Genomic DNA, 24492 nt, shown 5'->3' with positions numbered 1-24492 from the left:
TCGCAATTATAAAAAACTTGACAAGGCAAAAAATGTTGTTTATCATGTTTAATGACTTTGAAAAATTTATAGTTATAAAAGGTAATGACAAAGAGGAGTACGCAAAAGATGCGGTGACAGGGAAGAGGGTCCATGGACTGAAAGACCGTCTGACAGGCAGTTTGCGGAAGGTAGCTTTGGAACCGGATGTCTGAAGCCAATACAGCATATGTATAGGACAAAAGTACTGAGAGAACATACGATATGTTTGTTGTATGGTGGGTAGGAGATCCCGGGTGATTCCCGTTAATCAATCACAGAGATTCCGTTAATTTCCAGAAAAGAAAGAGAGGTACAAGCTGTTTTTGTACAGGGAATTGATGGGATAAAATGAAGGTGGTACCGCGTAGATTCGCCCTTCACATGCAATTATGTATGTGAGGGGTTTTTTGTTTTACAGGAAATTCAGTTGAAATTCTTATAAAACAAAGCACTTGAAAGGAGATAAAATGAAAGAATTAGCAAAGACCTATGATCCAAAAGGGATCGAAGACCGTCTGTACCAGAAATGGGAAGACAATAAATATTTTCATGCAGAAGTAGACAGAAGCAAGAAACCATTTACCATTGTTATGCCGCCGCCAAATATCACCGGTCAGCTTCACATGGGACACGCTCTGGATAACACCATGCAGGATATCCTGATCCGTTACAAAAGAATGCAGGGCTATTCCGCATTATGGCAGCCGGGTACCGATCATGCAGCTATCGCAACAGAGGTTAAGGTTATCAACAGCCTGAAAGAAAAAGGAATCAACAAAGCGGATTTAACCCGTGATGAGTTCCTGAAATATGCATGGGACTGGAAAGAAGAGTACGGCGGACGTATCGTAAAACAGTTAAAGAAAATGGGCTCTTCTGCTGATTGGGACAGAGAGCGTTTTACCATGGATGAGGGATGCTCCGAGGCAGTCAAAGAAGTATTTATCCGTCTGTTTGACAAAGGATATATTTACAAAGGTTCCCGCATCATCAACTGGTGTCCGGTCTGCAAGACTTCTATTTCCGATGCAGAGGTAGAGCACGTAGAGCAGACAGGCCATTTCTGGCATATCAAATACCCGATCATCGGCGAGGAAGGCAGATTTGTTGAGATCGCAACTACCCGTCCGGAGACAATGCTTGGCGATACAGCTGTAGCCGTAAACCCGGATGACGAGCGTTACACAGACATTATCGGTAAAAAATTACTGCTTCCGATCGTAAACCGTGAGATTCCGGTGATCGCTGATCCGTATGTAGACAAAGAGTTCGGAACCGGCTGCGTAAAAATCACACCGGCGCATGACCCGAACGATTTTGAGGTAGGAAAACGCCACAATCTGGAAGAGATCAACATCTTAAACGATGATGCAACCATCAACGCAAACGGCGGTATTTACGAAGGTATGGATCGTTACGAGGCAAGAAAAGCCATTGTTGATAAATTAGACGAGATGGGACTGCTTGTAAAAGTAGTTGAACATGTTCATAACGTAGGTACGCATGACAGATGTAAGACAACTGTTGAGCCAATGATCAAACCGCAGTGGTTTGTAAAAATGGAAGAAATGGCAAAACCGGCCATCGATGCATTACAGTCCGGCAGACTGAAATTCGTTCCGGAAAGCTTCGGAAAAACATATATGCACTGGCTGGAAGGCATCCGTGACTGGTGTATTTCCAGACAGCTCTGGTGGGGACACAGAATCCCGGCTTATTACTGTGAGGAGTGCGGCGAGATGGTTGTTTCCCGTGAAATGCCGGAGAAATGCCCGAAATGCGGCTGCACACATTTAAAACAGGATGAGGATACACTGGATACCTGGTTCTCTTCCGCACTGTGGCCATTCTCCACACTTGGCTGGCCGAACAAAACAGAAGAACTGGATTACTTCTATCCGACAGATGTACTTGTTACCGGATATGATATCATCTTCTTCTGGGTTATCCGTATGGTATTTTCTGCGTTAGAGCAGACAGGAACCGAGCCGTTCCACACCGTACTGATCCATGGACTGGTGCGTGATTCCCAGGGACGCAAGATGAGTAAATCCCTTGGAAACGGTATTGATCCGTTAGAGGTTATTGATAAATACGGTGCTGATGCCCTGCGTCTGACACTGATCACAGGTAACGCACCTGGAAACGACATGCGTTTCTACTGGGAGCGTGTAGAGTCCAGCCGTAACTTTGCAAACAAAGTTTGGAATGCATCCCGTTTCATTATGATGAACCTGGGAGATGAGCAGCCGACCAAACCGGAAGATGCAGATCTGCTGCCGGTTGATAAATGGATCTTATCAAAAGTAAATACTCTGGCCAAAGACGTGACAGAGAATATGGATAAATATGAGCTGGGAATCGCAGTTCAGAAAGTATATGACTTTATCTGGGAAGAGTTCTGTGACTGGTATATTGAGATTGCAAAAGTACGTCTGTACAAGAAAGAAGAAGATCCGAAAGCTGCAAATACTGCACTCTGGGTTCTGAAAACAGTACTGACCAACGCATTAAAGATGCTGCATCCGTACATGCCGTTTATCACAGAAGAAATCTTCTGCACCCTTTGTCCGGAAGAGGAGACCGTTATGCTTGCTGCGTGGCCGGAGTACACAGAGGAGTGGAATTTTGCAAAAGAAGAAGCTGATGTGGAGACCATCAAAGTACTGGTTAAGGGCATCCGAAACATCCGTTCCGAGATGAACGTTCCACCAAGCCGCAAAGCAAAATATTTCATCGTATCTCCGGATGCAGATCTGCGCGAGCTGTTTGCTTCCCACAAAGACATTTACAGCCAGTTAATTTCCGCAAGTGAGATCGACGTACAGGCAGACAAAGCCGGAATTCCGGAGGATGCCGTATCCGTCGTTATTCCAAATGCCGTTGTATACATTCCGTTAGAGGAGCTGGTAGACATGGCAAAAGAGCGGGAACGTCTGGAGAAAGAGAAAGCAAAACTTGCAAAAGAGCTGGCACGTTCCAACGGCATGCTGAACAATGAGAAATTCTTAAGCAAAGCACCTCAGGCAAAAGTTGACGAGGAGAAAGCAAAACTTGAGAAATACAAACAGATGATGGAAGACGTAGAGAATCGTCTGGCACAGTTAAAATAATATGAGTGAAAACATGAAACAAGCAGTGGAATTCCTGTACGGGATTCCGAAGTTTACCAAAAAACACAGCCTTGCGCACACGAAATATTTCATGGAGCTGCTTGGCAATCCGGGTAATCGCTGCAAAGTCATTCATGTGGCAGGAAGTAATGGTAAAGGAAGCGTCTGCTGCTTCCTTTACCATATGTTGCTTTCTGAGGGAAAAACAGTTGGTTTGTTTACATCTCCCCACCTGATTGACATTCGCGAGCGATTCCAGATAAACGGAACCCTTTGCAGTGAAGTGCAGTTTCTGAAAGCTTATGCGCAGGTAAAAAAGAAAGCAGAAGAGCTGGAAGAAAAAGGTCTTGGCTTTCCGACATTTTTCGAGTTTATTTTTGCTATGGGTATGGTAATTTTTGAAAGAGCCGGTGTAGAATATATTGTAATGGAGACCGGACTTGGCGGCAGGCTGGATGCGACAAACAGTTTTGCCAATCCGGTGTTAAGCATTATTACATCCATCAGTCTGGAGCATACAGAAATCCTTGGGGACACGATCTCACAGATTGCCGGGGAAAAAGCCGGGATTATCAAACCGGGCGTTCCGGTTGTTTTCGATGCCAATGATCCGGAAGCATCCGAAGTGATCCGGGCGCATGCGAAGAAAATGCAGAGTCCATGCACCGAACTGGAGAAAAAAATGTTCCAGATTTTGGAATTTAAGAATAATTTTATTGATTTTTCCCTTTCAACTGCGTATGATAAGGAAACAAGATGGACGATTCCGGGAGCCGCAGAATATCAGGTGGAAAATGCAGCGCTGGCAATTCTTGCAATGCGGATTTTGCAGCAGCAGTATCCAGAGGAACTTGCCGGAGAGAAAGCTGAAGAACAGCTCCATGCAGGCATGAAAGCGGCGTTCTGGCAGGGAAGAATGCAGGAAATCGCACCGGAAATATATTTTGACGGGGCGCACAATACATCCGGCATCGGAATGTTTACCGAGGCAGTAAATCGACTGACTGCCAATGATAAATACCGTCCACTTCTGCTGTTTTCCATGGTAAAAGAAAAGGATTACAGCACCTCGATCGATATGCTGACGGCAGATATTTCATGGGAAGAAATGGCAGTCACCACAATTCCCAATGAGCGAGGCATATCTTTTGAAAAATTAGAGAAACTATTTGAAGCAGATACAGACAGACCGGTGACGGGCTATGCCGACTACCGGGAAGCGTTCAGGGCAATGAAAGAGAAGAAGAAGCCGGGGCAGAAACTTTTCTGTACAGGCTCCCTCTATTTCATAGGTGCATTGATGGAAGTATGGAAGGAGAACTGTGATGATTGATTTTGAGGAAGAATTAAAGAAATTTGAACCGAGCATGGAAATTGAAGAGGCAGAGGACGTAATTTATAATCGTGATCTGACCGATATGATGGATATTTTACAGGAAATGCTGAAAGAAAGCAGAAGATAGGAGGAGACAGATGAACTGTTATTATTGTGGTGCTCATCTGGATTCCATGGATACCTGCCCGAGCTGTGAAGCAGATGTGAAGATCTGGAAAAAAATCGTAAGTATTTCCAACAAGCTTTACAATGACGGACTGGAGCGTGCCCAAGCTCGTGATTTAAGCGGTTCTGTAGAATATCTGAAGATGAGTCTTCGTTATAACAAACTGAATATTCAGGCTCGTAACCTGCTGGGATTGGTTTATTTCGAGCTAGGTGAGATCGTAAAGGCGCTGAGCGAGTGGATCATCAGCAAAAGCATGCAGGGGGAAGACAATCCGGCAAACGATTATCTGAACGATATCCAGAAAAGTTCTGCCAGATTGGATACTTTGTCCCAGACGGTGAAGAAATTTAACCAGTCACTGACTTACTGCAAAGAGGGCAATACAGATCTGGCACTGATCCAGTTGAAAAAAGTACTTGCCCTGAATCCAAAGCTGGTAAAAGGTCACCAGCTGCTGGCTTTGCTGTATATGAAGGAAGAACGTTATGATCTGGCATTGCGTGCATTAAAAAATGCAGAAAAAATCGATGCAGGCGATGCCAATACCATGCGTTACAAAAAAGAATGCCGTCTGCATCTGAAGGCAAATGGAAAAATGAAACCGAAGGAAAAAGATACGGTAAGTTATCAGAGCGGAAACGACCTGATCATCCGTCCGGCGAAATTTACTGACAACACAGCAGTGCTGACCGTTGTAAACCTGCTGGTTGGCGCGGCTATCGGTATTGCCGTGGTATGTTTCCTGATCGTGCCTGGTGTCCGCAAAAATGCCAACAGCAATGCGGCATCCCAGCTGGTAAAGGCCAATGAGACCATTGCCACCAGAGAACAGAGCATCAAGAGTCTGGAGGATGAGATTTCGTCTCTGAAACAGACGGTGGAAGATGCACAGACAGCAACAAGTTCTGCGGATCAGAAAAATCAGTCCTACGAGGAACTGTTAAATGCATATGTATCCTATGCATCAGATGATCATGTAAAAGCAGGTGAGACACTGGCGAACGTAAACCGTGATCTGCTCAGCGAAAACGCGCAGCAGATTTACGATAACATGTTGAACGATGTCCAGAGTGCAATGCTGGAAGCAGATATGAACGAAGCATTGAATCTGTATGAAAAGAAAAATTACAGTGAAGCGATTACAAAACTGGAATCCATTGTAAAAACAGATGAAGGATACCAGGAAGGAAAAGCAGCATACTATCTGGCTTTTGCGTATAATTATCAGAATGATGAGAGCAATGCGTTAAAGTGGTTCCAGATCGCAAGGGAGAAGACAAACTCCTCCAGCGTGCGCAACACCTGTAAAGAAATGATCGAAGACATGCAGAGCCGCGGCATTACCGTTCCGGATGAAAGCGGAACTGCGGATAATCAGACGGATACGTCCGGAGATAATACCTCCGGTGACAACACGGCTAATAATGACTAGTCGATCTTCTGGTTATGAAGTGAAATTATGAATCTGATTTGGAAGAAAACTAAATAAGTATTAAAAAAGTAGCAATATACGAAAGAAAACAATGGAGACATACAAAAGTTTCCCTAAGACACATGAGATTGTGTAGAAAGCTCTTTCTGTATATTGCTATTTTTGATTTGAACGCAGGTCGCAAAGCGACTGCGTTCATGAGCAAGTAGCGAAAGCGGATTGCGAATGTCCGCTTTACAACGAATTTGTTTCATTATGTAAATGGCAGCTGAGGGAAAAAAACACGATGAGGGCGGTAGGGCAATTTTCGTAATCGGAGTGAGCATAGCCCGTCTCCGGGAGTGTGTTTGAGACAACAGCCGGTTTTGCTGTTGGCGAGTTTGCGGGAGGAGGCGGAGATAAGCGGCGCAACGAAGATCGAAAATTGTCCGTGCCCTGTCGTGTTTTTTCCCTCAACTGCCTTAAAAAAGAAAATAAAAGGAGCCCCAAACATGAACTGTGAATATCAGATTAAAGGAAACACCCTTCGTATTTTTATCCCGAAGGAACTAGACCACCACATTTCCGACAGTCTGCGGGAGGAAGCCGACCTGCTGACGGAAACCTACTTCATCCGAAAAATCATTTTTGACTTTTCCCGCACCGATTGGATGGACAGCTCCGGCATTGGTGTGATCCTCGGAAGATACAAAAAAATGAAATTTTCCGGTGGAACCGTGTCGGCGGTGCATTTAAATGAACGAATGCAGAACATTTTTAAAATGTCAGGACTGGAAGCATTGATGGAAGAGGAAGGGAGATAAGCGGTATGGGAACTTACATACAGGAAAGAACAGACAAAAACAGCAAACAGGAAACCTGTGGACAGACACAGATTTTTCAGGAGAAAGAAAATGGACAGCAGGCGGAAAACTGGATGCAGATATCCTTTTCGGCAAAATCAGAAAATGAGGGATTTGCCCGCACGGCGGTGGCAGCCTTTGTCAGTTATCTGAATCCGACCATCGAAGAACTGGCGGACATCAAAACTGCGGTTTCGGAGGCGGTCACGAACTGCATTATTCACGGATACAATCTGAAGGGCGGAATCGTTTGGCTGGAGGCCGGTGTCCTTGACCGGACTCTTCATGTGGCTATCACGGATGAGGGCCGCGGCATTGCGGATATCCAAAAAGCGCTGGAGCCGCTGTTTACCACCAGACCGGATCTGGAGCGTTCCGGCATGGGATTTTCCTTTATGGAAGCCTTTATGGATACCGTGGAAGTGGAATCCGCACCAGGCAAAGGCACCCGGGTGGTGATGACGCGGGAGATCCGTTAATTACATATGGAGCAGGTAATAGAAGAATTAAAAAAGGCGCACCAGGGGGATAAAGCAGCCAGGGATCGGCTGGTACAGGAAAATATGGGACTGGTCTGGAGCATTGTGCGGAGGTTTTCAAACCGCGGTTATGATCCGGAGGATCTGTTTCAGATAGGAAGTATCGGACTGCTCAAAGCCATTGACCGGTTTGACATAAATTATGAGGTGAAATTTTCTACCTATGCGGTTCCGCTGATCATCGGAGAAATTCGCAGATATCTGCGGGATGACGGCATGCTGAAAGTGAGCCGAACCTTAAAAGAAACGGCATGGAAAGTCAGTCAGGCGGTGACGGCCTGGCAGAATGAGCACGGTCGGGATCCGACGCTGGAAGAACTTGCGGAAAAAACAGGGATCCGCAGGGAAGATATCGTGCAATCGCTGGCGGCAAATTCAGAGGTGGATTCTTATGATCGGCCGGTTCCGGGAAATGACGGAAAGGAGCTGACATTGGGGGAACAAATCCGTGATCAGAAAAATGAGATCGAACGCAGAATGAACCATCTGTTTCTGGAACAATTGCTGGATCAGCTGGAACCGGAGGAGCGTCAGCTGATCTATCTGCGGTATGTGGAGGAGCGGACGCAGTCAGAGGTGGCAAAAATATTTGGTACCACCCAGGTTCAGGTATCCAGAAAAGAGAAAAAACTGCTTGCAAAATTGCGGGGGATGTACTAAGATAGACGTTAGCTTAGGCTAATAAATGATAAAACAGATAAATAAGCAATTATATGGAGGATTTTGATAGATGCGAAAGAGAATACTGATGGCACTGCTGTGCGGGGCACTGGTCTGTCTTCCACTTGCAGGCTGCAATACAGGAAATAATAGCAATACGTCGGATTCTGCGCAGAGCGAGGCATCTGCTTCTACTGAAACGAAAACAACGAATAACAAAAACAGCAATCAGGAATACACCGATGAAGTGTTCGCCATGGATACGTACATGACGCTGACTGCTTATGGCGAAAATGCCCAGGAAGCAGTAGAGGCCGGAATTGCTGAAATCCAGAGACTGGATGATCTGCTGTCCACAGGAAAAGAAACCAGTGAAGTTGCCCAGATCAACCAGAACGGCGGCGGTGTGCTTTCTGAAGATACTGAATATCTGGTAAAACGAGCGCTTGATATTTATCAGAGTACAAACGGTGCCTTTGATATCAGTATTTACCCGGTGATGCAGCTCTGGGGATTTACAACAGGAAATTTTGCAGTGCCGGGTGAATCAGATCTGGCAGCAAAACTTGCCCTGGTAGACGCAGGAAAAATTACATTAAGTGAAGAAAATGGACAGACAAGCATCAACCTTCCGGAGGGAATGGAGATTGATCTTGGCGGAATCGCAAAAGGTTATACTTCCGGCAGAGTGATGGAAGTCATGAAAAGCTATGGTATCGAGAGTGCCGTCATTAACCTTGGCGGAAATGCCCATGTTCTTGGAAATAAAACCGATGGCAGTCAATGGAAAGTCGGCATTCAGGATCCGAACGATACAGACGGATATCTGGGTGGTGTAAATGTGACAGATAAAGCGATTATCACTTCTGGTGGTTATGAGCGCTATTTTATTGATAAAGATACTGGTGTGAAGTATCATCACATTATTGATCCAAAGACTGGTTATTCTGCAAACAACGGTTTGATTTCAGTGACGATTGTCAGTGCGGACAGCACGTTGGCAGATGGTTTGTCTACATCACTTTTCGTACTTGGTACGAAAGATGCAATCTCTTATTGTAAAGAACATTGCGCAGCAGATGGATTTGACGCAATCATGGAAGATGAAGACGGTAAGCTGTATATTACGGATGGCGTTTATGATGACTTTATCAACATGAACAATACAAAGAATATTGAAAAAATAGTGACAAAGTAAACACAGACCTAGGATAGACAGGATGATAAGATTATGAAAAAACAAAAGACATCTGCAAAAACGGTTGCGCTGATGGCAATGATGATCGCACTGGCACTGGTGTTCAGTTATGTGGAAACCCTGATCCCGATCAATTTCGGTATTCCGGGTGTCAAGCTTGGCCTGGCAAATCTGGTGATCGTGGCGGTAATTTATCTGTTTGGCGGAAAAGAAGCACTGCTTGTTTCTGTGGTGCGTATCTTTTTAAGCGGTTTTATGTTTGGAAATCTGGCCTCCATCATGTACAGTCTGGCAGGTGGCCTGCTCAGTCTGGCGGTTATGCTGCTTTTGAAAAAAACAGACAAGCTGTCAATTCTGGCAGTCAGTGTCATGGGCGGTATCTGCCATAATATCGGACAGCTGATCGTGGCAATGCTGGTGGTGGAAAATCTGAAACTGATTTTTTATGTACCGGTGCTTCTGATCTCAGGTTTCGTGACGGGACTTCTGATCGGTGTGGTATCCAGAGTAATCCTGCCAGCAGTCAAACGGGCGCTTGAATCTGGAAGATAAAGATATGCATTTGCCAGAACTTACCAGAGTTATTGATAAAAAACAGGAGAAAATGCATAAAAATTATCAATAAAGCGAGTTATTGAGAAAATAAAGAAAAATGATTTGATTTGAAAAAAAAGTAATGCTATGATAACGTACGTTAGAAAAAACTAATGCATATTACCATAGCATTTTTTATTTGATAGGAAATTACGATGAATTTCCTATCAAACGTTATAAAAAATCAGGAGAGAGACGATGAAGAAAGATAAGCACTCAGAGATTGATCCGGAAAATCTGGATCAGAAGAATCAGAAAAAGAAGATAAAAGTAAGTACCATGGCACCGGCATTATCTGCATTGCTGGTAGTCGCCTGTGTTGGCGCGTCTGTGGCAACTTATACACCAAAGGTTTATGCCATAGAGAAACCGTTACCAAAGACAGAAAATACGGATGCAGCTACAGAGGAGACCGCAGAAGAAACGATTTTGGAAGGTCAGGTGTTTGACCTGCCAGATGGTGTGTACGAAGGAACCGGAACGGGTTTTGCCGGAAAGATCACGGTTTCTGTAGAGATCAAAGATAAAAAGATCGTGGCGATTACAATCCTGAACGTGGAAGCAGATGATGCGGCATTTTTTAACCGCGCAAAAGGCGTCATTGACCGGATCATTCTGTCTCAGAATCTGGATGTAGATGTCGTGTCCGGCGCGACCTACAGCTCCAGAGGTATCATCAGTGCGGTTAAAAATGCGCTGACTGGTGAGAAAGACAGCGGAAAAACAGCAGAAAATCCGGGCAAAGGAGAAGGTTCTACAACGGTGGCACAGGTTGCAGATGCAGCTGCATACAAAGACGGAACGTATTACGGAAGTGCGACCGGTTTTGCAGGTCCAATCAAGGTAAAAGTTGTGATCAGCGGTGGTAAGATCGCATCGGTAGAGATCGTATCTACTTCTGATGGCAGCAGCTATATCGGAAAAGCGTCCGCGATTACCGGAAAAATCGTGTCTTCCCAGAGTACAAATGTGGATACCGTTTCCGGAGCAACATACAGTTCCGCAGGTATCATCAATGCGGTTCGAAACGCACTGGCACAGGCGGCAGTAGACGGAACCACGGTACCTGCCTCAACTGAAAATACAGAGCAGAACAATCAACAGAATCAGGCTGCTCCGGCACCGGCCGTGACCGGAAACTTCCCATATCCGGATGGAACTTATTACGGAGTGGCAGAAGGTTACCTCGGAGATGTCAAAGTAGTGATCGTGTTGAAAAATAAGACCATTCAGTCCGTAGAAATTCTGGAAAATGAAGATGATGCGGCATTCTTTAACCGTGCCCGTGCAGTCGCTGGCAATATTGTGAAAAATCAGACCACAGGTGTGGATGTGGTATCCGGAGCAACTTACAGCTCCAACGGTATCATCAATGCGGTCAAAGCAGCCCTGGAGTCTGCGAAGGCAGCGGTATATCCGTCCAACGGAAATAATTCCAATGCAAACAACGGATCTGACAGCAGCAATAACGGAAACCAGAATAATAACGGTAACAATTCCAATAATGGAAATAATAATAACGGTGGACAGAATAACGGAAACAATACCGGAAATACAGAGACACCGGATCAGAGCGGCCCGGTTTACTATGCTGATGGTACATACACTGTAACTGTAAAATGTGAGCCGGATGAAGATGAGGATTTTGACGCTTATAATCTGACCGCAACGATCACTATGAAAAATGACAAAATCACAGCTGTTACTGATGTAAGCGGCGATGGAGATTCCGCTAACAATTCCTACATCAAAAAAGCAGTGAACGGAACATCCAGTGTTGCTGGTATGGCAAGCCGTATTGTCGGTATGGCTGTTGTGGATATGACACAGGAGAATGCAGGCAGTCAGGTGGAAAGCAGTCTGGCAGCACTGGATACGGTTTCCCGTGCAACCTGCTCCTCAAATTCCATCAAAGAGGCATGCAAAGAAGCACTGAAACAGGCCAGAGAGAAATTCCTTGAAGAAAATGAAGAAAAAGTGAGTAGCGAAGAATGAAGAAATTTATCATACGAATCATCAACGTATGTGTCATTGTGACTGCCCTGTTTGGCTATAACAAGGTAACACTGGCACATGAGCAGGCGGATGCTGAGGCGAAAGCCGAGGCAGACCGTCAGAATGCGGAAATAGCGGCACAGTCCGGAGAAAGCGGCGGTTCTTACAAAGACGGAACCTATCAGGGAACAGCCACAGGATTTGGCGGCGATATTACCGTGGAAGTAACCATTGCGGATGGAAAAATTACAGATGTAGAAATCTTGTCCGCAGAAAAAGAGGACGGTGCCTATCTGACGATGGCAAAAGATATCATTCCGGAGATTCTGGATGCACAGAGTGCGGATGTGGATACCATCAGTGGGGCTACCTTCAGTTCTACCGGTATTAAAAATGCAACGGCGCAGGCCCTTGAGGAAGGCGGTGCCAAATAATGAAACAGCCAAATAAAAAGACCATGAAGAAAATTCATGTGTGGGTGCGGGCAGTGATACAGTTATTGTATTTTCTGTTTATTCCGTCTGCCTACACAGCAGCATTTAACGGAGTTAAATATATTTTTACCCAGATGGGAACAAGAGCGCATCTGGAAGTGACCTCTTTTGTGGCGGCATTGATCGTATTGTGTGTATACACAATCGTGTTTGGCAGATTTTTCTGCGGATTTGCCTGTGCCTTTGGAAGTTTGGGGGATGCAGTGCGGGCACTCTATGTGTTTATCTGCAAAAAACGGAAAAAGAAACCGATCACAATGAAAGCATCAGTTGTGAAAAAACTGCAGGCAGTGAAATATTTCGTGCTGGCAGTCATTGCGATGACCTGTTTCACAGGTGTATATAGTAAGGCGAAAGGATTCAGCCCATGGGACGTTTTTTCCATGCTGCATGCCCGTAATTTTAAACTGGGTGGCTATGCCCTCGGTGTGGTACTTCTGGTGCTGATCGTTGTGGGTATGTGTTTTCAGGAGCGGTTTTTCTGCCGTGTGCTGTGCCCGATGGGAGCAGTATTTTCCATTCTGCCGGTACTGCCATTTTCTACCCTGCGCAGAGACCGCACGGAATGTATCAAGGGCTGCCGGGCCTGTACGATGAAGTGTCCGTCTGATATTGAGCTGGCGCCGGATACAGCAGCGGAGCTTTCCGGGGATTGTTTCCAGTGTCAGAAGTGTATTGATACCTGCCCGAAGGGAAATATACATACGGGTATCCGGGTACTGAAAGGCAATGAGATCTGGTATACCGTGCTGAGAGCCGTAATTTTACTGGTGCTGTTCAAGTTTATCGGATTGTAAATAAAAGAAAAATGGAGAAATTTATCTCACTCACTAGACGTTCACTACCTTCGTTTCACGGCGTTTTCATCGCGCTCGTTCTCGACTTCTATAAAAGCTGGTCGTCTCCCACTCGCGCAAAACCTTGTGAAACTCAGTCGTTCGCTTAATCGTTCGTTGAGATAAATTTCTCCATTTTTCATTTACGTTTTGAACGCAAAATAAGCATTCCCCCGCTTCAAGTGCGTAGAGCACTAAGCGATAGGATTCTCTGATTTCGCTTTATATGATATTAAATTTTTGCCAAAACAAAAAACAACCAGAAAATGAGAAAGTATTTCGATAACGAGAAATGTGAAAAAAGTGTGTTGACGTTAACTGAAGATAATGTTATCATAACTGCCGTTAGATAATACTAATGTAGTTAGAGCCAAGCGAAAAAGGTTTATCAACACAATCTAAGGAAGATATTTTTATTTCAAAAAATATAAGGAGGATTTTATGAGAAGAAAGAAACTTTCAATGAAAGTAGCAGCAGCAGTTCTTGCAGCAGCTACATTTATGAGTACCTGCCCGGTTAGCGCTTTTGCTGTAACTGGATCTCAGGTGGCAACAGATGGTGTGAATAATGCGACTGCACATGTAGAGTCAGATGATGAATGGAACAGTTATGATGTGACTGTTGGAGTAACTGTTGAGGATGGAAAATTTAAAGAATTTCTGGTGACTCCGACCAATGGATATGAGGCATCGGGAGACTATGGAAGTAAAACATATTTTGAAAAAGCAGTAAACGGAACAACAAAAAAGCCGGAAATTGGAATCAAATCTTTGATGGGACAGCCGGCAACACAGGAAAGTATTGATAACTGGTTTACTGCAAATGGTTATGATACAAAATCTGGAGCAACAATTACAAGAACAGCAGTAAAAGATGCAGCAAAAGAAGCGCTTTCTAAATTTGAAGAAGCAAAGAAAGAAGACGTAAAACAGGAAGCTTACGTACTGATGAACATCCCATATGCAGCATTTTATGCAGCTGAGGGCGATTCTGATGTTGATGCTGTTTCATCCGCAACAAAGATGAAAACAAGAGCATCTCTTGCAGCAGGTTCTTATCATGTAAACAGTGACGGATCAGACATCAGTGGTATCACATTCCCTGTAAAAGTAAGTGATCTGGCAGCATTGACAGGAAAATATACGCAGATTACAGATGAGAGTAAAGTTGAGATTACTACAAGTATCAAAGGAAAAGTATCTACTACCACATATGCAGGAAAAGACGCATTATTTGAGAGTGCAGATTATTCTTATTATGTACTGAGCGAGGCTCCTTCTTACTATAAAGAGCTTACCGTAAATGAGGACGGAACACTCAGTTTCGGCGCAGTTAAGACATCTTCTGCAACAACGTTAGATAATGCAAACGGTACATTATCTACTTCCACGAAATATGGTGATTATCAGCTTGATATCGAAGGACTTCCGGAAAATATCAATACGGTATACGGTGTTACGATCAGCACAAAAGAGGGTGACAGCTACGGATTACGTCATGTAGAGAATATCTGGAAAAAAACAGAACTTGCATGGAGTACCGGTTTTGTAACAGAGACACATGGCTGCCAGCTTTCTTACAAAGATTATGTGTCCATGATGGGACAGACAATCAATAATGTTACTTATTACACAGATGCCGGTGTATATAACATCCCAATGAACCAGTATGTTCCGGTAAAATTTGCAAATACAGTAGCAGTTGAGAATGCTTCTGCTGATGCAGGAAAGACAACCGTATCTATCACAGGATTACCGTCTGATTACAAGGCTGTATACAGCGTAGATGGACTGAACAATGTATCTGTAAAAGATAACGTATTAAGCTTTGATAAGAACGCTGCAGTTGGACAGTATACTTTAAAGATTGCAGATAAAAATGGAAAATATGCAGATCTTTCTGCAACATTTGAACTGACAACAGACAAAGCAGTAGCTGCTTATGACAATGCAAGTGACAGTCTTGTTGCTGCAAAAGATGCAACTGCAGATGATCTGAGTGCTTATATCAAAAATATTAAAAGTGTTAATGTAAATGGCAAAGATTACGCTGCATCCGGAAAAGGATCCGTTACGATCATCAACAAAGACGGTTCTTTAAATGAGTCAGCAACTCCGTTTAAAGATGCAAAAGCAGGAGATGAGTTTACTGTTTCTGTAAAAGCAACCGGATATGCAAATGATTTCACATTTACTTATGTGGTACCGGAGTATTCTTATGTGTATGCTTCTCTTTCTTACGCTGAGTACTATGCAGCAGAGAATGTTCAGAATGCAGGATCCACAGTATCTTCCGAGACAATGGATACAAACGGTGAATATGATAAAGGTGCATTTGATGTTGTTACCCGTGCGACAGCAAATCACGGTCTCCACAGAGGAAGTTTCCAGCAGGATGTAGTGATCTATGACACAGATGGAAATGAATATGAGCCAGTTTCCTGGACAGATGGCAATACAGCAATTTTGAAAGATGGTAAGACACTGGTAAAAGCATCTGACAGAAAAACAGGTGTTACGACATTAACAGTAGATGGAAAAACTACGACATACGATCATTATGTGATCAAGGGAATCAAATATGTTCCTGTAAAAGTAAAAACAAAAAATCTGGAAGCATTTAAGAAAGCTTACAGCGTAGTAGAAAATGGTGAAAAACTCTCTGGCGGATATTCTGAGAATAATCTGAAGAGTTACGAAGCAGTTGCAGCTGTAGATGCCAATACAAATGGCCTGAAAACTGTTTCCATGAGTGCAGACGGAAACTTCAGCTTTGGCGCAGCAGCAGCTGGCACAACATCCGGATTGAAAGATACGGAATTAAAGACAGCAGACACATCTAAAATGGGTGTAGAAGTTGTAAGCAGTAGTAAATTTGGTGATTTTCTCCGTGTGGATCTGACTGAGAACTATGGTGATCTCGGAGCAGCAATGCAGTCTGTAGAGTGGACATATTATGGCAATGGCGATAAAGCACTTGCAACATTTGGAACAAAATTTGCAGCGGATAACTGGATGCATAAAATGATGGGAATTCAGCTCGGACTGACAGATTCCTTAAGATGCCAGCTTCCGGAAGGAACTGACGGAACAGGAAAATGGGTACTGACCATTCATGCACTTGGTTATGCAGATACAAATGTGGAAGTAAAGGTGACTGCAGATGATATCCATACTGCAACACCGGTAAGTGACACAAGCAAACTGGAAGCAGCCATCAAAGCAGCAGAAGCTCTGAACAAAGATGATTACACAGAAAAAACCTGGAGTGATCTGGAAACAGAGCTGAAAGAAGCACAGGACGATCTTGCAAATGCTGCAAAAGGCAAAACAAGTCAGGAAAGTGTAGATGAGTCTACAGCACATTTAAATGCAGCGATTGCAGCTCTTGAGAAAAAAGCAGTAGAACCGGCAGCTCCAACACATGCAGACGGCCTTGCAAACTCCAAAGCAGCAGACGGAAACTGGTACTATTATGTAAATGGCGAGATCGCTACAAACGTAACAACAGTTGCTAAGAACGTAAACGGCTGGTGGTATGTAAAGAACGGCAAAGTTGATTTTAAAGCAAACACAGTAGCTAAGAATGCGAACGGCTGGTGGCTGATCCGTAATGGTAAAGTAGACTTTTCCGCAAACACAGTAGCTAAGAACGAGAACGGCTGGTGGATCATCCGCGGCGGTAAAGTAGACTTCTCCGCAAATACAGTAGCAAAGAATGAAAACGGCTGGTGGAAGATCACAAACGGTAAAGTAGACTTTAACTATACTGGAATCGCTAAAAACGAGAACGGCTGGTGGAGAATCGTAAACGGTAAAGTTGATTTCAACTGCAACAGCGTTGAGAAAAACGAGAACGGCTGGTGGTACCTCAGAGGTGGTAAGGTAGATTTCTCTTACACCGGTGTTGCTAAAAACAAAAACGGCTGGTGGAGAATTGAAAACGGTAAAGTAAACTTTAACTTCAACGGTATTGCAAAGAACCAGAACGGCTGGTGGTACATCAAAGGCGGTAAAGTAGATTTCTCTTACAACGGAAGAGTTAAATTAAACGGTAAATCCTACAAAGTAGTAAACGGAAAAGTAAGAGTATAATAAGCGTCTTTACTTCCTGATCAGTGGAAAATAATTGAATAATAAATGAAAAATCGCTCCATACTAATAGCAAAACAAAGCGATATAAACGAATGTTTATCGTCTGGAAGGAGGAAATTTACATGTGTTGTAAATGGATGAAAAAGTGTTGCTGTTTAGTAGTGATCGCCATGATCGCAGGAGCGGTTTTTTATTTTTTATGCGGGTTAAAAGGTGACGGCATGTACGAAGAGGGAAGTTTTGGAAAAAAGATGCAGGACAAAAAGAAAAAAATAAAACAGGCGTGTGGCTGTATGAAAGAGCAGGGGGAAGACATTGCAAAAGAACTGAAATTTGCAGCGGAATATTCTGCGGATGAGATGAAGGATAGCTGGAAACATGCAGGAGAAGCGGTGCGTCACGCTGCGAATGAGATCAAAGAGGATGTGTCTGAGATGAAAGAATCCGCGCAGGCGGTTTTTGAAGACGAGGCGGAGGAATAAGATGAGTGCTTCGGGACAGACATTATATCTGAAGATGGAACAAAACTGTATTGTATATGAACGCAGTGTGAAACTGCAGGATATCGCATCGGTGGAGTGCACCGATGTGGGTATCCGCCGTCAGGTGCTGCAGGAGCAGATTTATCATTTCCACGGAAATGATAAAAGCAGCTTCGTGCAGGTTTTTTCTATTTTATATATTATCCAGAAAATTCATGAAAAATATCCAACTCTGGAAATTGAAAACATTGGTGAGCCGGATTTTGTCATCCGCTATGTACCGGATCCGGAAAAGAAAGCGGTGCAGTATTTCAAAACGGCGATCGTGTGCGTGATCCTGTTTTTCGGAGCAGCATTTACAATCATGACGTTTATCGAGGACGTGTCAGTTTCAAAGGTATTTGCCGCATTGTATACAAGGGTGACAGGGCAGACCTACACAGGTGCTGGCGCGCTGGAAATCTGTTTTTGTATCGGACTGGCGATTGGAATCATGGTCTTTTATAATCATGTCGGACATAAGAAAATCACGGATGATCCGACGCCGATTCAGGTGGCCATGCGTAAATATGAGCAGGATGTGGATATGACGTATATTGAAACCAGCAGCCGCAAAGGAAAAAATTATGATGTGTAATATCAGGAAGAAGGGAAGATAAAGATGCTGGGGTATCAAATCATATTAGGAATACTTGGTCTGCTATTTGGCACCGGTGTGGCAGCTGGCGTGTTTGCTTTGGTTGCAAGCCTTGGCATGGTGCCGCGTATGGCGGGAAAAACAAGCGTAGCAGCATATGTTCCAGCGTTAGAAAACGCGCTGATTTTTGGTGGAATCTTTGGATGCATTCTGGCAATATTTCCGCAGCTTCCGTTTCAGGTGGGAACATGGTTCCTTTTGTTTTATGGATTGGCCTCCGGCGTGTTTTTAGGCTGTCTGTCGGTGGCATTGGCAGAAGTGCTGAATGTGTTTCCGGTGCTGTTTCGCAGAGCAAGTTTGAAAAATGGACTTGGATTTTTGATCACGACTTTTGCAGCAGGAAAAACTGTGGGCAGTCTGATCTATTTCTTTTGGGTTGCATAGGAAATTTGAAGGGTGGTTAACATTTTGAGTGATAACGGGAAAAAAACAAAAGCAGATTATAAGAAAATACCAAGGGAAGAACTGATACGGGAGATTTCAAAAACGGAAGATGCCAAAACCGAGGAAGAAAAAGAAGCGCGGAAAAATGCATACGATGCCTATGTCAGTCAGGTGACGCCGACTTACAGTTTACCGTTAAATATGCTGAAAGCCTTTTTGGTTGGTGGTATCATATGCTGTATCGGACAGGTGATTACAAATTTTTGCCTGAATCGTGGTATGGATACGCTGACTGCAGGAAAGTGGACGAGTCTGATTCTGGTTTTGATCAGTGTAATTCTTACCGGATGGAATATCTATCCGACCATTGCAAAATTTGGTGGAGCCGGTGCGCTGGTTCCAATCACAGGCTTTGCAAATGGTGTGGCTGCTCCTGCCATTGAGTTTAAAAAAGAAGGTCAGGTATTCGGAATCGGAAGCCAGATTTTTTCTATTGGCGGTCCGGTTATCTTATATGGAATTTTTACAAGCTGGCTGCTGGGCCTGGTGTACTGGATCTGGAAAATCGTGCAATAATCTCTTTTATATTTTATACTGGATTTTCTCCAGGAAATATACTATCATGCTAGAGTATGTATCTATATCTGATGTGAGCTTCAAACTCACTTCTGATATGGATTTTGGTGGGATTACAGAGAATCAAAAATAGCAATAGATAAAAGTGGGGGAACAAATTGAATAACGATTTTTTTGGGGAAGAGAAAATTTCAAAAATATTATTAAAAATGGCGCCGCCGGTCATGCTGGCACAGCTGATCCAGGCGTTATATAACGTGGTGGACAGTTTTTTTGTCGGCCGATATTCAGAGAGTGGTCTGACGGCACTCTCTATTATTTATCCAATCCAGCTTCTGATGATCGCACTGGCAGTGGGAACCGGTGTCGGCATCAATACGGAGATGGCGCATAATCTTGGAATCGGAAGAAAAAGAAGATCTGATGAGACGGCAGGTATCGGCACACCGCTTGCGTTGCTGATGTGGGTGATTTTTGCGGTAGTCTGCTTCTTTCTGATGCCGGCGTATGCGCGAATGAATACGTCTTCTGAGGAAGTTATTACGATGGTTGTGCTTTATGGAAGAATTGTCTGCGTACTCAGCATCGGGCTGTTTCTGGAAAGTGTCTGGACAAAAGTGCATCAGGCGGAAGGAAATATGCGGATACCGATGATCGCACAGATCATAGGTGCAGTGGTAAACATTGTGTTGGATCCGTTTCTGATCTTCGGTTTGTGCGGTCTGCCGAGACTGGGAATCGGCGGAGCTGCCACAGCAACTGTTGTGGGACAGATCGCAGCAGCATTGATCGTTATGAAAGGCGGATTTCGTAAGATTCCGGCACTTGTGGTATTCCCACACCAGATCAAGCGGATTTATAAACTGGGAATCCCAAATATTCTGATGCAGGCAGCGTACACTTTTTACATATTTGGCTTGAATCTGATCCTTGCAACTTTCTCAGATCAGGCGGTGACAGTACTTGGTTTGTATTATAAGTGGCAGGCATTTTTCTTTATTCCATTGGGCGCAATGCAAACCTGTATCGTACCGGTGGTAAGTTATAATTATGCGGCGGGCAAGTACGAGCGTTGCAAAAAGACACTGAAAGTGGCAATCGCATTCGGAATCGCGTTGATGATGATTGGTGTTATTTTATTTGAAACCATTCCGGGACCGATGCTGCATGTATTTTCCCATGATCCGAAAGTCATCAGCATTGGCGAAGTGGCATTCCGCTTTATTGGAATCAGTTTTATCCCACTGGTAAGTTCCCTGACGTTTCCGGTATTTTTCCAGGCGTTGGGACATGCGGTAAAAAGTTCGATTTTGACCATTATCCGAACCGTATTTTTATTTATTCCGCTGGCATATCTGTTCTCCAGATTCGGACTGAATTATTTCTGGCTGACCTTCCCGGTGACGGATTCTATCACGACGCTGGTAGGATATCTTTTTTACCGCCAGTTTGTTCGATATCACGTGGAGAAAATTGACTTTTCAGTGGTGAAGTGATACGATTTATAACAAATCTTGATTACAAGGTAGAAAGAAGGAACCTATTATGATAAATCCAGCAGCAGCTATGAAAGTAATGAAAGCAAAAAATCAGTTTGTGAGCAACCATCCCAAATTTGCGGCATTTTTCCGCAACGTATTAACCGGTGGTGTGCAGGAAGGTACAATCATTGAAATCACAGTGACCAGACCGGGAGAAGAACCGATGACAACAAATATGAAAGTACAGCAGTCAGATATTGAATTGTTCCAGAATTTAAAAGATCTGAACGGCTGATCAGGGAGTGTATGAGATGGAAATTCCGGAAATGTTAGATGAACTGGAACAGAAAGTTCTCCACGATGAGAAGTGAAAACAGATTATCAAAAAAATATCATAAACGTTTATTTTTGAAAGCGCCCAGTTTATTTTATCTTGTCGGCTAACAATTGCTTGTCAAGATAAAATAAATCAGGGCGTTTTTTTTACCATTACAAAAAAGTACATAAAGAATACATATCGATATGTTACAATAAGTGCAACGAAGAAGAACAAGAATTACATTGGGGGAATTTGAGATGAGACGCATTTTACTGGCAGAAGACAACGACAATTTACGGGAACTGATCACAGATTTTCTGTCAGAACATGGTTTTGAGGTAGATGCCACAGCAGATGGGGAAGCAGCATGGGAGGCAGTACAGACAAAAAACTATCAGCTGATCCTGTTAGACGTGATGATGCCGGGCATGGACGGTTTCACACTTTGCAAAAAAATCAGAGAACGTGAATCCGTACCTGTACTTTTCCTGACGGCAAGGGTTTTGGAAGAAGACCAGCTGCGCGGATATGAACTCGGAGCAGATGATTATATATTAAAACCATTTTCATTGCGAGTGCTCCTTGCAAAATGTCAGGCCGTACTGGAACGCTATCAGCAGGGCATGCCAAAAGAACAGAAGGAAGGAATAGTGCTCGATGAAGAGCGGCAGCAGTTTTTATGTGGTGGAAGTCCGGTGAAATTACAGTCATTAGATTTCCGTCTGTTATCCTATTTTTACCAGAATCCGAACCGTATTTTGACAAGAGAGCAGATTATTTTGAAACTCTGGGGTTACGAGTATGATGGTAATGACAGATCAGTAGATACGCATGTGAAAAATCTGCGCAAAGCATTAGGAGATTATGGTCGTTGTATCAGGACAATTGTAAAAAAAGGATATGTGTTTGAAAGAAACAAAAAGTCAGAAAACTTGACAGGAGAAGAGCAGGAGGGATGAAGTTGAAAAAAATAAAAGATCTGTGGGGAGACCGAAAAAAAATATGGAGAGAGTATAAAACGGCATTTTTGATAGAAATCATATTTTTGTGTGTGGCGATTACCGCCACTGGGCTTTTAATCAGAATGTCACAGAAAGTTTGGCAGGAAAAACTGGAACTGATGACGAAAAATGTGCAAAATCTGGTAGAATCTAATTTAGATACCAGAAAAGCGGAAACGCGGACACAATTAAAGAATAATGTTTTTATAGGTTTAAAAAATATTTTACCGGACACAGGGGATCCAGAGTGGGACAGTCAGTTTGGATTAAAAATGCAATTTCTTGGAGAGTCAGATGAAGTTATATGTGAATTAGAGAATACAGAAGTAGGTTGTATCTGGACATCATATGATCAGGAAACAAAACAATTAAAGAAAGAATGGATTTCACTGAAGAAGTGTATTGAAAAATCAGAATCAAGCGAAAATGGCGGAATGAACAGTTTTCAAGAATTTTATCGGAAGCAGAACGGACAGATAAGACTCAAAAAACTGAAAGGTTATTATAATGGAAATACGTTTAATGTCAGTGAAGTACAATTCCAGAGCATTTTAGATAAAAATGCAGTGTGGAATACACCGGTAGCAAGTTCAAATTATAAATCAATCGTGTGTCGTGTGGCGAATTTAGCAGATGTTTCAGAAGTTGAACTGGAAGATGCCACATTGGAGCAGGGAGGGATAGAACTGTTTGTCTATCTGCCTGCACAAAACGTACAATATGCCCTGGAAAGTCAACCAACGAAGCTGCAAAATCATGCAGAAGGAATAATCAGCGGATATAATCTGACTTCTTATCAGATTGGAATGTATGGCGATACATTTTATCTGGCAACACATGATGGAAATTTGAAGAATTTCACGTTACCTATCTGGCTGATCGGTCAGGCACTTGCGGTTCTGCTTATTATTGTATATTTGTATTTGCATAAGAAAAGAAAGGAGTTGGCCAGTTTAAGAAATACATTTATCAATGCCATGGCTCATGAGATGAAGACACCGGCAGCGGTGATCAAAAACAGTGCAGAATGTCTGGAGGATGGAATTCATCCGGAAAAGCAGACTGAATATATAGGTATGATACAGAAGGAAGCAGATCATATGAATCAGCTCCTGATGTCAATGTTGACATATACAAGGCTCAGTGATTCTTCCTATGATCTGCATATGGAAAAATGTTCTCTGCAAAAAATGATGGAGTTATGCTGTGATCATTATAAAGAACAGCTTGAAAAAAAGAGTATTCAGGTTATTTGGGATGTTACGGAGGAAGAAAATGCCATCTGTGATAAAAAAATGTTGTCTATGGTAATGGATAATTTCCTTTCGAATGCAGTACGTTTTTGTACATCTGGCGGAGTCATTCGATTGTCTGTCAGCAAAAATTATGTCAGTGTATATAATGATGGAATACAAATTCCGGACAATCGGAAAAAAGAAATCTGGACACCGATGTATCTTATGGATAATTCCAGAACTAAAACAGGAACAACTTCTGGCATGGGACTGGCAATCAGTGCAATTATTTTAAAAGCACATCAGGCAGAATACGGTGTTGAAAATGTAGAAGGAGGAGTGCAATTTTATTTCAAATTAAAATGATTTGCACTTCCACAATCATTCCCATTATTCGCATATTGTGGGATGAAAGTTCCACTTTAATAAGTGCTAAAAAGAAAGACAATTCTGTGAAAAAAACAGGAATTGTCTTTCTTTGGTAAAACGGTGAAAAATAGTTGACTTTTGAAATTTAGAGTGGTACTATTAGCAAGCTGTCGCTGACGTGACAGACTGATAAGAAAAAAACATGTAAACGGCATGGAATGCGTCTGATTTTAATGTAAAGCTTCTGTCAGTAAAAAAGTTGTTGACATGATTTGACAAATATGTTAATCTAAATGGGCTGTTGAAAGACAGAAAACACAACAACTTAAAAAAGTAAAAAAGTTGTTGACAGACACTTCGGTATCTGATAAGATATAAAAGTTGCTGAACAACAGCAAGACAAAGAACTTTGATAACTGAACAGTGAAATAACCTTGAAAGATTCATTGAGAACAGCGAAGCAATTCGCATTTAAATGAGTTCGAGAGAACAAAGCAGAGACGAAAGTCAAAGCAACCTAAAAAACAGTAAAACGTTTAGGATTGACGAATGGTTAAAATTAGCCAGTTGATTCTGAAACGGGAAAAACTTTTTATGAGAGTTTGATCCTGGCTCAGGATGAAC

General features: G+C 43.1%; 22 protein-coding genes. All 22 read left to right on the top strand.

The genetic code is table 11. The features are described from left to right. Positions 1-194, top strand: a 194-nt coding sequence (locus tag Q0I54_RS09880; RefSeq protein ID WP_296118366.1) for a hypothetical protein, incomplete at its 5' end; no start/stop codon positions are given. Positions 195-488: 294 nt separating this feature from the next. Continuing rightward, a complete protein-coding gene (locus Q0I54_RS09875) occupies positions 489-3134 on the top strand; it encodes a valine--tRNA ligase (RefSeq protein ID WP_296118365.1) in 2646 nt (881 codons plus the stop codon). 13 nt (positions 3135-3147) lie between these two features. Continuing rightward, positions 3148-4467 carry a folylpolyglutamate synthase/dihydrofolate synthase family protein gene (locus Q0I54_RS09870; protein WP_296118364.1) on the top strand — a complete coding sequence of 440 codons (1320 nt, stop codon included), beginning with the start codon at positions 3148-3150 and terminating at the stop codon, positions 4465-4467. Beyond that, positions 4460-4597 (top strand): hypothetical protein, encoded by a 138-nt coding sequence (locus tag Q0I54_RS09865; RefSeq protein WP_294785468.1) that lies wholly within the window; start codon positions 4460-4462, stop codon positions 4595-4597. The genes Q0I54_RS09870 and Q0I54_RS09865 overlap by 8 nt, the downstream gene beginning before the upstream one ends. Before the next feature lie 10 nt (positions 4598-4607). Beyond that, positions 4608-6071, top strand: coding sequence for a tetratricopeptide repeat protein (locus tag Q0I54_RS09860; RefSeq protein WP_296118363.1), 1464 nt, complete (start codon positions 4608-4610; stop codon positions 6069-6071). A 491-nt stretch (positions 6072-6562) separates the two neighbouring features. After that, a complete protein-coding gene (locus tag Q0I54_RS09855; RefSeq protein ID WP_296118362.1) occupies positions 6563-6874 on the top strand; it encodes an anti-sigma factor antagonist in 312 nt (103 codons plus the stop codon). Between the two features lie 113 nt (positions 6875-6987). Next, a complete protein-coding gene (gene spoIIAB, locus Q0I54_RS09850; protein WP_296118368.1) occupies positions 6988-7392 on the top strand; it encodes an anti-sigma F factor in 405 nt (134 codons plus the stop codon). A gap of 6 nt (positions 7393-7398) precedes the next feature. Next, entirely contained in the window at positions 7399-8112 is a 714-nt protein-coding gene (locus Q0I54_RS09845; RefSeq protein ID WP_296118361.1) for a SigB/SigF/SigG family RNA polymerase sigma factor, read from the top strand. A 70-nt stretch (positions 8113-8182) separates the two neighbouring features. Next, on the top strand, positions 8183-9310 hold the full coding sequence (locus tag Q0I54_RS09840; RefSeq protein WP_296118360.1) for an FAD:protein FMN transferase: 1128 nt from the start codon (positions 8183-8185) through the stop codon (positions 9308-9310). A gap of 33 nt (positions 9311-9343) precedes the next feature. Continuing rightward, the gene (locus Q0I54_RS09835; protein WP_296118359.1) at positions 9344-9862 is read left to right on the top strand and encodes a Gx transporter family protein; all 519 of its coding nucleotides are present in this window, start codon (positions 9344-9346) and stop codon (positions 9860-9862) included. A 240-nt stretch (positions 9863-10102) separates the two neighbouring features. Continuing rightward, positions 10103-11899 (top strand): FMN-binding protein, encoded by a 1797-nt coding sequence (locus Q0I54_RS09830; protein WP_296118358.1) that lies wholly within the window; start codon positions 10103-10105, stop codon positions 11897-11899. After that, complete coding sequence (locus Q0I54_RS09825; RefSeq protein WP_296118356.1) at positions 11896-12333, top strand: FMN-binding protein; 438 nt, start codon at positions 11896-11898, stop codon at positions 12331-12333. Before Q0I54_RS09830 ends, Q0I54_RS09825 begins: the two co-directional genes overlap by 4 nt. Beyond that, the gene (locus Q0I54_RS09820; protein WP_296118354.1) at positions 12333-13190 is read left to right on the top strand and encodes a 4Fe-4S binding protein; all 858 of its coding nucleotides are present in this window, start codon (positions 12333-12335) and stop codon (positions 13188-13190) included. The genes Q0I54_RS09825 and Q0I54_RS09820 overlap by 1 nt, the downstream gene beginning before the upstream one ends. 480 nt (positions 13191-13670) lie before the next feature. Further along, positions 13671-17324 carry a penicillin-binding Tp47 domain C-containing protein gene (locus Q0I54_RS09815; RefSeq protein WP_296118352.1) on the top strand — a complete coding sequence of 1218 codons (3654 nt, stop codon included), beginning with the start codon at positions 13671-13673 and terminating at the stop codon, positions 17322-17324. A 122-nt stretch (positions 17325-17446) separates the two neighbouring features. After that, positions 17447-17806 carry a hypothetical protein gene (locus Q0I54_RS09810; protein WP_296118350.1) on the top strand — a complete coding sequence of 120 codons (360 nt, stop codon included), beginning with the start codon at positions 17447-17449 and terminating at the stop codon, positions 17804-17806. A gap of 1 nt (position 17807) precedes the next feature. Beyond that, a complete protein-coding gene (locus tag Q0I54_RS09805) occupies positions 17808-18443 on the top strand; it encodes a stage V sporulation protein AA (RefSeq protein WP_296118348.1) in 636 nt (211 codons plus the stop codon). A 24-nt stretch (positions 18444-18467) separates the two neighbouring features. Next, positions 18468-18887 (top strand): stage V sporulation protein AB, encoded by a 420-nt coding sequence (locus Q0I54_RS09800; RefSeq protein WP_296118345.1) that lies wholly within the window; start codon positions 18468-18470, stop codon positions 18885-18887. A 171-nt stretch (positions 18888-19058) separates the two neighbouring features. Further along, entirely contained in the window at positions 19059-19463 is a 405-nt protein-coding gene (locus tag Q0I54_RS09795; RefSeq protein ID WP_367270823.1) for a SpoVA/SpoVAEb family sporulation membrane protein, read from the top strand. Positions 19464-19621: 158 nt separating this feature from the next. Next, complete coding sequence (locus Q0I54_RS09790; protein WP_296118343.1) at positions 19622-20959, top strand: MATE family efflux transporter; 1338 nt, start codon at positions 19622-19624, stop codon at positions 20957-20959. 49 nt (positions 20960-21008) lie between these two features. Further along, entirely contained in the window at positions 21009-21239 is a 231-nt protein-coding gene (locus Q0I54_RS09785; protein ID WP_296118341.1) for a hypothetical protein, read from the top strand. Positions 21240-21520: 281 nt separating this feature from the next. Further along, a complete protein-coding gene (locus tag Q0I54_RS09780) occupies positions 21521-22222 on the top strand; it encodes a response regulator transcription factor (RefSeq protein WP_296118340.1) in 702 nt (233 codons plus the stop codon). A 2-nt stretch (positions 22223-22224) separates the two neighbouring features. After that, a complete protein-coding gene (locus tag Q0I54_RS09775) occupies positions 22225-23865 on the top strand; it encodes a cell wall metabolism sensor histidine kinase WalK (protein WP_296118339.1) in 1641 nt (546 codons plus the stop codon). Positions 23866-24492: the final 627 nt, after the last annotated feature.

The organism is uncultured Eubacterium sp. (assembly GCF_934295145.1).
Taxonomy (GTDB): domain Bacteria; phylum Bacillota; class Clostridia; order Lachnospirales; family Lachnospiraceae; genus Eubacterium_I.
This window is presented reverse-complemented; position numbering and strand designations above follow the sequence as displayed.